Genomic DNA, 14,383 nt, shown 5'->3' on the forward strand with positions numbered 1-14,383 from the left:
TGGTTCTGATAATGCTGCAATACCGAAATACGCTGTGCGCCCTGCCCGATCAGGCGCCGCTGAAGTCGAGGAAAGCTTTGTTCGAGGGGCGTAAAAATGGCAGGTAGGCCGGCGGCGGCATCTTGCCCACCAGCCGTGGCACGATGCCCTTGGGCCCCAGCTCCCGAGCCAGCATCGCGATAAACAGGGTGATTTCCAGCGCCGCGACATGCCGCCCGAGGCAGGCGTGCGGCCCGCCGCCGAACTGGCAGGTTTCCACCTGGTTCAGCGCACGGTCCAGGCCCAGCCAGCGTTCCGGCCTCCAGCTATCGGGGTCCGGGTAGCGTTCGGGGTTGCGTGAAACATGCAGCAGGCTGACCCCGGCCATCACCCCGGCCGGGATGGTGCGGCCCATCAATTCGAACGCGGTGTGCACCTTGCGCATTTCAAAGGGGGCCGGTGGATAGAGGCGCATGGTTTCGCGGAATATCCCTTCGGCCAGCGGCACCTGCTTGACCAGTTCCTCGTGGGTAACGGGCATGCTGTCCAGGCCCGCGACCTGCTCGCACAACTGCTGCCAGACCTGCGGATGCTGCGACAGCATCAGCGCCGACCAGGCCATCACGGCGGCGGTGGTTTCCGAACCGGCAAAGCCCAGGCCCAGGATGTTGTGCACCAGTTCGACTTCGGACATGCCGTTGCCGTGGTCATCTCGACCAAAAATCATCGCCCCGACCAGGCTGTCGTGGTCATTGTTGGCCCGCGTGGTGGCGACAATCTGCGCCACTCGCTGCTCCAGCCAGCCCCGCGCCTTGCGGCAGCGCCAGGCCGGGAAACCGGGCAGGTTGACCTTCAGCGGAATCATGCCCAGGAAAAACTCTTCGTACTGGTGACGCCACAGTTCCAGCTCGTGGGTTTCAATGCCCAGGATGCGAAACACCACTTCGAGGGCGATGTCCTTGGTCTGCGGAAAAATCGCCAGCTTGTTCTCGCGGCTCCAGTGCTTGAGCCGTTGATCGATGGTTTCCACGATGAACTGGCCGACCTGGGCGCGGGTCAGCCCCTTGGGGGTGAACGCATCGGTACTGGCGCGCCGTGCATTGCGATGGCGCGGGCCGTCGAAGGCGTTCATGGCCTCGCCGGTAATCACCGGCATCTGTTCGCGCAGGAACGAATTGTCGGTGTACTTGTTCTGCAGGATCGCCAGGCCGGCCTCATCCAGAATTTGCAGCACCGGCAACTGGGTGCCGAAATAAGTCCAGAAGATCGGCCCGCACGCGGCCTCGGCCTGACGCAATTCACCGAGCGCGTCCTTGCCGATCTTGTGCACATGACCGAGCAAGGGAATTTTGCCGGGCATGATCGGAAAGCCGTCTTTGATCTTGACGTTGGCGGCCACCGGATGGGCGGCCTTGTATGCCTGTTGACCGGCGACTGCGTCACTTTGCGTGGATGCGGTGCTGTCTTGTATCTGGCTCATAACGTTCCCTGTTCAGTGGTTGAGGTGGTGAGCAGTCGTTCAAATTGCGCGGCGTCCAGCTCGCCGCTGCTGATGCGCCGATACAGTTCGCTGGAGAACAACGCGGGTGGCGTTGTGCCGGATGTCGGCGACGCCAGTGGATGCTCAAACTCATAACCGGGCAGCACCATCCGGTTGCCGCCGTTCGGGTACAGCGCCGGGATATCCAGCCCGGCACCGCGACTCCAGGCTTCGCCCCTTTGCATCAGTGACCCCGACGCAGTCCCAGGCTCGCCCTCTTCAATGCCATCGACCGGTGATAGCCAACAGCCGCTATCCGGTGTGCCCGCCAACAACCCTTGCAAGCGTGCCCGCAGTTGCTGTTTGTCGCTGACTATCAGCGCAGCGCGGTGGGCCAGACGGTGTTCACGCAGGGCTAAACTGTAGGCCAGATCTGACAGATCGAAAGTCGAATTCGCGTCGATTAATATCTGGAGTTTTTTCAGATAGGCCAACAGGCTGCCCCGGCTGGCCGCGGCGACAATCAACAATTGCTCACCGCCTGTGTTTCTGAACGTTGCCCGAGCCTCCTGATACTCCTCGACCACCAGACTGGCGTAAGTTCCGCCCGCCCCAAAGGAATTGATCAGGCAACGGCGCGGCTGGCCGTTGCCATCAGCCGTCCAGGGCGCAGCTTTTTGTTGCAGGTAAAAGGCGCTGCCCTCCAGGCGAATATGCGGGTTCAGCGGCTCGGCATTGATTGAAGGCGCCAGCTGCTGATGTTGCAGTTGCAGCAACACTTTGGTCAGTTGGGAAATCCCCGACGCCGCCTCAAGGTGACCGATATTGGACTTCACCGTGCCCAGCGCACAGCTGCCGGGCGGCAGTTCGCCGAAGACTTTTTTCAATGCCGCCACTTCAATCGGGTCGCCGAGTTCCGAGCCGTTGGCCGCCGCTTCAACGTAGTTGATTTGCCCAGGGGCAAGGCCGGCGCGTTTGAGGGTCTCGGCGATCAGTCGGGTTTGCTGGCGGGTGTTGGGCGCCGAGTACATCAGCTTGCCGCCGCCATGATTGACGCGGGTGCTCTTGATCACCCCGCAGATCCGGTCGCCATCGGCCACGGCTGCCGCCAGTGGCTTGAGCAGCACGGCGCCGGCGCCCTCGCCCGGCAGCATGCCGTCGCTCTGGCCGAAGCCGCGACTCAGGTCCGAACTGCCGAGGAAACTGGCCAGCTTGAGGGTCTGGTATCGGGACGGATCGAGGATCAGGTTGACGCCACCCGCCAGCGCCATCGCGCAGTCGCCCGCCAAAATGCTCTGGCAGGCCAGGTGGATCGCCGACATCGAACTGGCGCACGCCGTGTTGACCGCCAGGCTCGGGCCCTTGAGATCGAAGCAGTGGGAAATCCGGTTGGGGATCTGCCAGTCGGTGACATTGGCGGTGATCGCCGCGTGCGCAGGATCGCTCTCGCGCAACGGCGACGGGTTGTACATCGAACCGATAAACACCCCGACCGCCGCCGTATCGCCTTGCTGAAAACGGGCCAGCGCATCACGGTTGTAACCGGCGCTCTCGAAGGTCAGCCAGGCCACTTCGAGCATCTGCCGCAGCTCTGGCGAAACGTGCTGCACCTCGGCGTCGCCGATGCCGAACAGGCCATGATCAAAGGCCTCGACCTGTTCGAGGAAGCCACCGTAGTAGCGCTCATCGCCGTTCGAGGCCGTTGACCAGCGTTGACCATCGGCCTCGCTGACGCAGTTGCGGCCGTTGCGCAGGTTGTCCCAGAACGCATCCAGATCAGCTGCCATCGGGTAGCGGCCATTGACCCCGATAATCGCGATGTCGCGGTTCGCTGCTTGCGCCTCGACGCTGGCTGACGGTTGCGGCGCGGGCCTGAGCGACGCGTGACGACTGACCGCGAGCGGCGCGATCGGCTGCTGCACTGCCACCGACCGTTCAACCTGTTGCACGGGTGCAAAATAGCGGGTCAGCGCAGGCCGATGTTCGGCCAGCAGGTAATTCGTCAGCTGATTGATGGTGTTGTGTTCGAACAGAATGGTGCGCGACAGCTCGCCGGTGCTTTTCTCCAGCGCCTGAATCAGGCTGATCTGCAAGATGGAATCGATGCCGTAGCGATCGAACGCGGTGTCGCGCTGCAAACGCTCGGGTGCCATGTTCACCAGCTTCGACAGTACCTCGGTGATCAGTTGCCGGCATTGCCCCGCCAGCCCTTCTTCATTGATCGCTGCGTTCACAACTGGGCGTGGCGCCTGCGGTTCGACGACCGCCACCGCAGCAGTGGCCTGCGCCGGCAGGCACACCACGCCATCACTGGCGGCGACGATGATCTGCTGGCCCAACGAATGACTGGCCGAGGCTGGGAAGGCAATGCCGTCGAAGCCCTGCGCCTGCAACAGTTGTTGCCAGCGCTCGGGGTACAGGCCGGGGCAACCGGGGATGCGCAGCGCCGTGTCGTGGTGCAGCCACCAGCCTTCGAGCAGGCCGAAGGTCAGGTGGGTGAACATCGAACGGTCGCTGATTTCATTGAGCAACAGCAGGCCGCCCTGGCGCAGCGCGGTCTTGGCGTTTTGCAGCGTGCGCCGCAGGTCGGGCGTTGCGTGCAGCACGTTGGTGGCGATCACCAGGTCATAGTGTTGCAGGCTAATGCCTTGCTCGGCGCAGGGTTGGCCGACATCGAAAATCGCCGTGCGCAAGTAAGGCGCCTGGGGCGCGAAATGCGTTTCGGCATGGCGCAGGAACGCCTGGGACAGGTCGGTGTAGCAGTACTCTTCAATCCCTTGTTGCCATGGGCGCAACGTCTCGATCAGCCCGGCGGTGGTGCCACCTGTGCCAGCGCCGATTTCCAGAATCCGCAGCGGCCTGCCGCTCTGCGCCTGACGACGAGCGACATCGGCCACCACCTCGCCGAGCACGGCGTTGAAGTAGTCGCAGACGCGGTTGTTCTTGTAGATGCCCTCCACCAGCGCCATCGAACCGTCGGGGAATATCACCCCGGTGGCCGCCTGCTCGCCGCGCAGGATCGCCGGCAGCGCGCGGACGCAGGTTTGCACCAGCTGCAATTGAGCGTGCAGATCGGCGTCGCGGCGCCACTGTTCGCTGGCCTGCTGCCATTGCGACCACAGCGTCGCCGGCTCAGGCAGCGCCGACAATAACTGGCCGTGGGCATCGATATCGCCGTTGTCCGTCAACAGGCACAGGCTTTCGCGCAGCCAGCGTCGGTAGAACGGATGGGCTTGCAGGTTGGCCGCCACGGCCGGCTCGGCGGCGATCCGCTGTTCGGTCAGCGGCCCGCCAGCGGCCAGTTCGCCGAGGCAGGCGAAGGTCTGCGCCAGCAACAGCCGGTTCATCTCGTGGGCCGCCGGGTGATGTTGCGGCGCCGCAGCGCAGCGTTGCGCGACCTGCGCCCAGTCAGCGGACGCCAGTGATGGGGGCGCCGGGTAGCAATCGAGCTGCCAGCCGCTGTCGATGCCGGCGATGGCCATCGGCTCCAGCAACTTGATCAGCCCCAACTGCGACCAGGGGCTGGCCAGCAACCGGTCCAGCGCCGCCATGCCTTCTTGCGGTTCAATCGAGCCCAGGCCCTGCGCGGCCATCCGCGCCCGATAACCCGGATCGGCGACCACGCCCACCGAACCCCAATAGCCCCAGTTGATGACCTTGACCGGGTACGGGCCGTGCTGACCGAGCTGCGCGGCAAAGGCATCGGCGAAGGCGCAGCCCGCAGCGTAGTTGCCCTGGCCGGCAGCTCGGCTGAAGGCAATCATGGATGAGAAAAACAGCACGAAGTCCAGCGCCGGGTTGTCCGCCGCGGTACAGACATGGGCCATGGCGAGGCTGGTCAGGCGCTTGGCATCGAACACGGCGCTGAACTGGGCCTCGTCCATCTGCGCAAGCCGCGCATCAGTCAGCACCAGTGCCGAATGCACCCAGCCATTGATCGGCCCACAGGCCTCGACCACTTGCTGCCGGGCCCGTGCCAGTTGCCCGACATCGGTAGCGTCGGCCTGGATGTACAGCGGCGGTGGCGCGTTGTGTTGTCGGGCAAACTGCCCCAGCGCCGCGAGTTTTTGATTGATCTGATCGTCAGCCACGCGACGGCCCAACCAGACCACTTGCGCACGCCACTGGCTGATCAGATGCCGTGTCCAGACTTCGCCAATGCCGCCAGCGCCGCCAATCACCACGTACACGCCGCCTTCGCGGTAACTGACACCGCCAATCGCCGTGTGCGCTTGCGAGGCCAGCGGCAACAAGCGCTGGCGAAACCATTCACCCTGACGCCAGGCCAGGCATTCAGCGGGCAAGGTGGGCTCGGGCATTGTTTGCGGCAGCGGTTGGCCGTCCGCTGGCAGGTCGATCAGTTCAACCCGCCATTGCTCCTGTTCCTTGGCCAGCGACCCGGCCAGGCCGTGGCAGGCCGCCTGCTCCGGCACCAACGGTTCATCGGGGCGCAGGGCGATGCTGGTGGTGAAGATCAATTGCAGGTGCAACGCTTGCTGGGCAACACCGAGCTGCAACAGCGCCTTGATCAGGCGGAACAGCATCAGCGTGCTGTGCTCTGCCGGCGCCAGCCAGATCAGGCGCTGGAACGGTGCGCAGGCCGACAGCTGAGCGGCGATCCCATCGAGGGTGGATGCCTGCGACGGCAGGAACTCGATCTGTGGGTGTAACCCGGCCAGCCAGTCGCGGCGCTCATTCGATGCGCCAATGGCCAACGTCGGCAATGCCTGCGGCGGCATCGACGGGCTATCGGCGATCACCCATTGAGGCGCCAGCAGGCTCAGGCCCGCCGGCAGCGACTGATCGGCTGGACGTTCACGGCCGGCCCGAACCGGCCGCGAGCTGAACCCGCGTAACGCCACGGCAATCTGCCCATGCTCATCGCATACATCGATGTCGATTCGTTGCACCGCGCTGCCCGCATTGCGCCCATCGATGCTGATCAGTGCCCACATCTGCGGCTGGCAACGCCCGTATACGTTCAGCAGCTCAAGGGCAAAGGGCAACAGCGTCTCGCCAATCCCGTCGCGGTTTTGCAGCAGGCCAATCGACGCCTGAACGGCGGAATCGAGCATGCCCGGATGCAGCACCCAATCACCGTCAAACAACCCTGGCGCCAGTTCAAGCCGGGCCAGCACCCGGCCCTCCCCCAGCCACAACCGCGAAACACCGCGATGGCCGGGACCATAGTGAATGCCCATCGCGTCGAACAGCGGATACAGCTCGGCCGCTTCAAGGCTGCGCTGCCAGGGCGCCGCGCAAAGGCTGTCCAGATCCAGCGGTTGCACATTGGCGGTCGGGATGACCTGCGCACTGCCCTTGCAATGTTCCAGCGCGACACCGTCGGTTTGCGAGTAAATCCTGAAGTCGACTTTCTGCTGTTCCAGCGTCAATTCGATATGCAGTTCGTTGTGCTGCGGCGTCGGCGAATAAGGCGTCAGCCAGACGATGTTTTTGAATTGCAAAGTACCGGCCTGCAGTGCCTGCGCCTCCAGCGACCGGGCAATCGCCGCACGGGCCATTTCCAGATAACCAACGCCGGGCAGGGTCTTACGGCTGTCGACCTGATGGTCGACAAACCAACTCTCGTCACCCTGCCAACGGCTGCTGAAGCGCTGCTGGTAAAAATCCGAGGTATTGCGTTCAAGCATCGGGTGCAGCCACGCGCCCGTTTGAACGGGGTTGGCCACCAGGCCGGTGGCAAGGTCCGTGACCCAGTAACGCTCCTCGGCAAAGGGATAACCCGGCAGGCTGAGGCGGCGCATCGACCGGGCGTCTCGATAGAAATCACGCCAGTCAATCGTCAGGCCCTGGGCCCACAGTTCCAGCAACTTGTGGTACTTGCGTTTGTCGATCCAGGCCGCCAGCGCGGCGGCCATGTCCTCGTCCTGGCGAAACAGCGCCAGTGCCGGGTTGTCGCCCTCACTGGTGCCGCGATAGAGCGCCTTGCCGGTCGCCGCGAAGTCGCCGAGCTGGCGTTGCAGATCGCCCAGGGAATCGCTCAACAGCGCCACCCGCTCCTGCATCACATCGCGGCCCACTTGCAGCGTATAGGCCAGATCGTCGAGGTAGCGCGGGTCTTGCGCAGGTGCGGCGGCAATGAACTCAGCCAGGCGACGGGCGGACTCACGCAGCCGTTCCGGGGTTTTCGCCGACAGCAGAAACGCTCTTGCGCCTGAAGTCGCTTCGTTGCGAGCTGGCTGTGGCGCGCGATATTCCTCCAGCAGGACATGCGCATTCGCGCCGCCAAAACCGAACGAACTGACACCGGCCCGACGCGGCAACTCATCGCCGTGACGGTCCTTGAGGGCAGCCCAGGGGCGGCTTTGCTGGACCACATAAAACGGGCTGTTATCGAGTTCGATATAAGGGTTGAGCTGTTCGCAGTGCAGGCTCTTGAACAGGGTCTGGTGCTTGAGTTGCAGCAGGACCTTGATCACCCCGGCAATCCCGGCCGCCAGCTCCAGGTGGCCGATGTTCGACTTCACCGAACCGACGCCGCAATAGCCCTGCCCCGGTGCCTCGCTGCTCAGCTCTTCGGCCAGTTCGCGGAAGGCCATTTTCAGACCGTTGATTTCAATCGGGTCGCCCAGCTCGGTGCCGGTGCCATGGGCCTCGATGTAGCCGACGCTGCGCGGATCGACCCCGGCCTTGCGCCAGGCGGACTTCAGCAACTCGGCCTGGGCCCGTGGGTTGGGCGCCGTCAGCGAGTTGGCCTTGCCGCCGTGGTTTTCCGCGGTGCTGCGGATCAGCGCATAGATGTGGTCGCCATCGGCCTCGGCCTGGGCGCGTTTTTTCAGCACGATCATCCCGACGCCTTCGCCACGGGCATAGCCGTTGGCCTGGGCCGAGAAGGTCTTGCTGCGCCCGTCCAGCGCGAGCATCCCGGCCTTGCTGAAGCTGATCTGCGCCTCGGGTGCGATCAAGGTGTTGACGCCGCCGACCACCGCCATCCGGCAATCACCGCTGCGCATCGCCTGGACCGCACGATGGATCGCCACCAGCGACGACGAGCAGGCGGTTTCCACTGGTTCGCTGGGGCCGTGGAAATCCAGCAGGAAGCTCATGCGATTGGGCCCGACCGAGGGCACCATCGCCGTGGCGCTATAGCCTTCGACCGGTACGCCGGCCTTGGCGATCAGGCTGCTGTAGCCGGTCACTCCGGTACCGACGAAAATCCCGGTGTCGCTGCCCGCCAGAGCTGCGGTGGCGTAGCCGGCGTCTTCGATGGCCAGCCACACGTAGGTCATCAACAGGCGCTGCTGCGGGTCCATCAACTGTGCTTCGCGTGGCGAGATGGCGAAGAACAGCGGGTCGAAGTGATCGACACCGTGGATGAAGCCGCCCCACTTGACGTTGGTCTTGTCGACCTCGCGGTGCGGATCGCCGTAGTACTGGCGCCAATCCCAGCGGTCGGCGGGAATCTCGCTGATGCAGTCGCGCCCGTCGTTGAGGTTCTGGAAAAACTGCTCGACGTCGTCGGCCATCGGGAAGCGGCCACTGACGCCGATGATCGCGATGTCATCGTCGGCCTCGGTGGCAGGCGCTTTGGCCGGGGCAATGCGGGCGGTTGGCAGCGGTCGCGGGACCTCTGCCTGCGGCTGTGGTTGCCGGGGCTGAACTGCCGGCGGCGCTGTTTGCGGCGCGAGGCTGGCGGCCAGTGCGCTGCGGTGCTCACGTTCCAGGTACGCGGCGAAACGGCCGACCGTGGCGTGTTCGAAAAAGATCGTCGGCGCCAGATTGAGTCGCCATTGCTGTTTCAGGGTGTTGGCCAGCGTGGTCAGGCTGATCGAGTCGAAGCCGTACTGACTGAACTCGACATCGAGCCGGATCTCGCCAGCGGGAATTTTCATCTGCGTGGACACCAGGTCGATCAAGGCCCGGTGCAGTGCTTCGGCCAATGGTGCGTCACTGTTGGCGGCAACCTGCGGGGCGGCCTGCGGCGCTGAGGCCTGGGTGGCGCCGCTGACCAGCGCGGTAATCGGCTCGCGCCGGCCGTGCATCACCAGCACCTGTGGCAGTGCCAGCGCCACACATTGGCGCAGGGCATGAATCCCGGCGTTGCTCGGCATGGCGACCATGCCGGTGCTGTGCGCCATCTGCTGCGCGGTCGCGGCATCGACCTGCATGCCGCCCTCTTTCCACAGCGGCCAGTTGATCGCCAGGCTCTGGCCACGGCGCAGCCCTTGGGCGGTCAGTTGGTTGCGGTAGGCGGCGTAGCGGTCGACAAAAGCGTTGGCCGCCGCGTAGTCGGCCTGACCGGCATTGCCGACGACGCCGGTGCCGGAGGAAAAGCAGATCCAGAAATCCAGCGCCAATCCGGCGGTGGCCAGGTCCAGGTTGCGGGTGCCGGCGACTTTGGCCGCCATCACCTGTTGCAGTTCGTCATCCTGTTTGTTGATCAGCAGGCTGTCGCGGATCACCCCGGCGCTGTGCAGCACGCCGTCGAGGCCGTGATGCTTGGCGACAATCTCATCGATCAGACGCTGCACTGCCTCGGCGTCGCTGACATCCAGCCGGTGGTATTCGATGTGGTTGCGGCCCGCGTCAATCCCGGCCAGCCCGTTCGGGGCCAGTGCTGAACGGCCAGTGAGAATCAAGGTGGCGTCGCTGACACGGGTGGCGATGGCCTGGGCGAACAGCCGCCCAAGACCGCCGAGGCCACCGGTAATCAGGTACACGCCACGGTCCTTCCACGGCGCGTCAATCGCCAGGTCCACTGCCGGGCAAGGACGCCAGTGTTGTACCTGGCGACGACCCGACTGGTAACGAATCCCGACGTCGCCGGCAGCGGCGTTTTCCGCCAATCGTTGCGCCAGTGATTGCGGCTCGTCGAGCTCGATCAGTTGGCCGGTCACGTCCGGCACTTCCAGCTGCAAACTGCGCAGCATCGCCGCCAGGCCGCCGATCATGCGTTCGCCATTGGGGTTATACACGGCGAGCTGCAGCAACCGCCGTCCGCCGCCCGCACCAAGCAGCAACCGGATGTGCTGCAACAGCGCGAGTGCCGTCTGCTGATAATCCACGGCGCAGTCTTGCTCGGGAACGCCCAGCACCGTGCAGCGGCCCGCCAGTTGTTGCTGCACCTCGGCGACGATCCGGGGATCAAAGCCGCTCAGCAGGATCAGGCGCTGGCTGAAGTCCGGCACCTGAGCCAACGGTGGCGCCTCGTCGATCCACTGTGGCTGGAACAGCAGGGTTTCCAGCAGCGGCTGGTCGCTGGTTGCCGGTTCACTCGGGGTGCCCAGCACCCGAGAGGTGAAGCCCTGCATCAATACGCACAGCGTGCCCTGCTGATCGAACAGTTCAATGTTCAAGCGCTGCAAACCGCTGTCGGCCTGCTGATCGTCGCGGCGTTCGGCGTAGCTCACCCGGGCCCACATCGATTCGCTGCAACGATGCAGAATCTGCAAGCCTTCAAGGGCAAACGGCAGCGTCGGGCGCGTCAACGGCGGCAGGTGCTGGCGCTCATCTTCGGCCAGTACCACCTCGGCACCGAGGCTCAGGGCGATGGCCGCCTGTAGCGCCGAATCCATCAGCGACGGGTGCAACACATAGTCTTCGAGGCTGTCGCGCTGGCAGGCGGGCAGCCGCAGTTGCGCCAGCACTTCGCCCCGCCCGAGGTCCACCGTTTGCAAGCCCTGATAGGCCGGGCCGTGTTCAAACGTCATCGCCTGATAGGCGTCGTAACACTGTTGGGCACTCAGCTGACCGCCAGTCATGCGCGCCTTGAAGGCCGCCAGATCCACCTGTTGCGGCGCCGATGGCTCAGAAAATCCGGCCAGTCCCTGGCTGTGCAGCAGCGGTTCACCCGTGGCGTGCCCGATGAGCAAATCCAGCTCGCGGCTGGAAATCTCGAAGCGAATCTGTTCGTCGTCTTCCAGTGTCAGCTCGATATCGACCTGCCGTGGCTGGGCGCCGATGATCAATGGCCGCAGCCACACCACTTGGCTGAACGATGGCTGGCGCCCCGCCGTGGCCATCGCCACCGCCGCGCGGGCCATTTCCAGATAGGCGACGCCGGGGAAAATCCGTTGCCCGCCGACCACGTGCTGCTTGAGGAAAAATTCCTCGCCATCAAACACGCTGCTGAAGCGCTGACGCTGTAGATCGGAGGTGTTTCGCGCCAGGAATGGATGCAGATTGCGTTCTGTAATACCAGCGCCGGCCTGAGTCTCGCCGCCCGCCGCGCCACGTTGCGCGGGCGCGATCCAGAAATTCTGCCGGGCAAACGGATAGACCGGCGCATGCACACGGCGGGCGTCGCCACGGCGCTGGCGGTTGAATTGCGCCCAGTCGAGCGTGCCGCCCGTGACCCAGGCCTCGGCCAGCGGTTGCAGGCTCGCGGCGTCGGCAGTGGCAGGTACCTCGATGTCCGCACATTCAGCCGTGTCGATCTGCCCGGCCCAGCCATGTCGGGGCGAACGCCCGTCCAGCCAGTCATTCAATTGTTGGCGCAACTGGTCCTTGTCGGAGCACAGGAAGATCAACCGATGCGCCTGGGCCAGCCGCCCCGTTTGCAGGGTGTACGCGAGGTCCGGCAGGCGCAGGGCCGGATCCAGCAGTGCCTGACGCACGCGGCGGGCATAGCGTTTGAGGCTGTCGGCGGTGCGTGCCGACAGTGGCAGCAAGCAGGGCCGCGCCTCGTCGGGGACCGGCACGGCGGCGACTTCGGGCGCTTCACGGATGACCATGTGCACATTGGTGCCGCTGTGGCCAAAGGAGTTGAGCGCCGCCATTTTCGGGCCGCTGCCGAGCCATTCCCGGGGTTCGGCGTGGATATGAAACGCCGAGCCCGCCAGTTCGATCCGTGGGTTGAGCTGTTCGAAATTCAACAGCCCCGGCAACTGGCGATGCTTCATCGACAGCAGGATCTTGATCAGGCTGACCACGCCGGCCGCCGCCGAGGTGTGGCCGATGTGCGCCTTGGCGCTGCCCAGCGCGCAATAGCCGGTGTCGTCGGTGAACTGGCGGAAAGCCCGGACCAGCGCGTTGACCTCGACCGGATCGCCCAGTGGCGTGCCGGTGCCGTGGGCTTCGACGTAGCTGATCTGCCGCGCATCGATGCCGAACCGCCAATACAGCTCGCTGATCAGCCGTTCCTGGGCCTGGCCGCTGGGAGCGGTAATGCCGTTGCTGGCGCCGTCCTGGTTCATGCCCGAGGCGCAGATCACCCCGTAGATCGGGTCGCCGTCGGCCAGTGCCTGGGACAGACGCTTGAGGGTCAGCATGCCGACCGCTTCGGACAGCACGATGCCGTCGCTGCGCTGATCGAAGGTATGGCAATGCCCGGTCGGCGACAGCATGTCCATTTGCGCCAGGCTGATCAGGCCGGGTTCGCCCAGGGTGGCGAACACACCGCCAGCCAGCGCCAGGTCGGCCTCGCCATTGCGCAGGCTTTCGCACGCCAGGTGAATGGCCGTGGCCGAGGACGAACAACCGGTGTTCACCACCAGTGCCGGGCCTTTGAAATCGAGGAAGTAGGACAGGCGCGAAGCAATGATCGCGTCGGAGGCGCCGATAAAGGTTTCGTGGAAATAGCCGGTCGGTTCGGCACCGACAAAGATGCCCACCGACTGGTCGCGAAAACTTTTCGGGTTGTAGCCGGCGTCTTCCAGGGCCTTCCAGCTTTCCTGGAGGATCAGCCGCTGATGCGGGTTCATCGACTCGGCATCGCGGGGCGAAATATTGAAAAACAGCGGATCGAAATCATCACGCTGTTCAAGAACACCGCCCCATTTGCAGTAGGTCTTGCCGGGCTGGCGCTCGGCCGAATAGTTGCGTTGCGGGTCCAGATAACGCTCGCCCAGTTCAACCACGCCGTCGGCACCGGTGCTGAGGTTGTGCCAGAAGCGCTCGACGTTGTCGGCGCCGGGAAACTGCCCCGACATGCCGATCACGGCAATCTCGTCGTGCACCGGCGGGCGAGTGGCTGGCGGCGGTTCTGTTGTCGCCTGCGCGCCGGCCTTGAGTTGTTGCAGCAGCTGCCGGGCCTCGTCAGCGGTGATCTGGCGCTGTTGAAGCCGGGCGATGATCGATTGAAATGCTTGGCTGCTCATGGTTGTCCTTTCCCGGCCTTGGCTTGCGCGATGCCGTGGTTTGCCGTGGCGCTGTCGTTGATGATGTTCAGCAATTCATCGATTGCCAGTTCACCGCACAGAAACGCAGCTTCAAGGTGCTGCGGGGGTGCGGCTGGCTCAGGTATTGCGGGCTGTGCCGTGGCGCCCGCCAACGCGGCGCACTGCGCCGGGTATTGGCCGAGCAGGTAGTCCACCAGGCTTTGCAGCGACGAATAGTCGAACAGCAACGCGGTGTTGAGCTCCGTGCCCAGGGCCTCGCCGATGTGGCTGACAAAACTCACGCCAAGGATCGAGTCGATGCCGTAGTCGGCAAACGGCTGATCCGCCTGAATGCGACCGGGCTCCAGTTGCAACGTCCTGGCCAGGCCGTCCAGCACCAACGCGGTCAGCACCTCGCGACCGCTACCGGCTACCGCAGGTGCCGTTTGCAGGGTGGGTGCGGGGTGGCCGAGCGGTTTTTCGACTTGATCCGGCACCACCACGCGCTCGATACCATCGCTGTGCGCGACGATAATCTGCTGGCCAAGGCCATGGGCGCATTGCGCCGGGAAGGCGACGCTGTGGAAGCCGGTGTCGCCCAGCACGCGGGCCCAACTTTGCGGATACAAGGCCGGTGTGCCGGGGATGCGCAGCTCCGGGTCTTCATAGAGCCACCAGCCCTTGAGCAGGCCGAAGGTCAGGTGGGCGAACAGCGAGCGGTCGCTGATTTCATTCATCACCACCCTTCCATTGCGGCGCAGCAACGCACCGGCATGGGTCAACGTGCGGCGAATGCTGCCGGTGGCGTGCAGCACGTTGGCGGCGATGACAATGTCATAACTGCCCAGCTCCAACCCCTGGGCTT

General features: G+C 64.5%; 3 protein-coding genes. All 3 read right to left on the minus strand.

Annotation, left to right across the window (positions count from 1 at the left end):
- Nucleotides 1-49 precede the first annotated feature (49 nt).
- From POF45_RS03030 to POF45_RS03040, 3 genes are read right to left on the minus strand one after another with little or no spacing between them, the layout of a single operon-like run.
- Nucleotides 50-1,459 (minus strand): cytochrome P450, encoded by a 1,410-nt coding sequence (locus POF45_RS03030; RefSeq protein WP_259502779.1) that lies wholly within the window; start codon nucleotides 1,457-1,459, stop codon nucleotides 50-52.
- The gene (locus POF45_RS03035; RefSeq protein WP_282315016.1) at nucleotides 1,456-13,518 is read right to left on the minus strand and encodes an SDR family NAD(P)-dependent oxidoreductase; all 12,063 of its coding nucleotides are present in this window, start codon (nucleotides 13,516-13,518) and stop codon (nucleotides 1,456-1,458) included. The genes POF45_RS03030 and POF45_RS03035 overlap by 4 nt, the downstream gene beginning before the upstream one ends.
- Nucleotides 13,515-14,372: a phosphopantetheine-binding protein gene (locus POF45_RS03040; protein WP_282315017.1), complete on the minus strand. Its 858-nt coding sequence runs from the start codon at nucleotides 14,370-14,372 to the stop codon at nucleotides 13,515-13,517. The genes POF45_RS03035 and POF45_RS03040 overlap by 4 nt, the downstream gene beginning before the upstream one ends.
- Between the last annotated feature and the right edge of the window lie 11 nt (nucleotides 14,373-14,383).

The sequence above is a fragment of the Pseudomonas fungipugnans genome, from assembly GCF_029955235.1.
Lineage (GTDB): Bacteria > Pseudomonadota > Gammaproteobacteria > Pseudomonadales > Pseudomonadaceae > Aquipseudomonas > Aquipseudomonas fungipugnans.

Bases quoted from the DNA above. Each gene is read 5' to 3' on its own strand.
- POF45_RS03030 (WP_259502779.1), bottom strand. From the start codon at position 1,459: ATGAGCCAGATACAAGACAGCACCGCATCCACGCAAAGTGACGCAGTC.
- POF45_RS03035 (WP_282315016.1), bottom strand. From the start codon at position 13,518: ATGAGCAGCCAAGCATTTCAATCGATCATCGCCCGGCTTCAACAGCGC.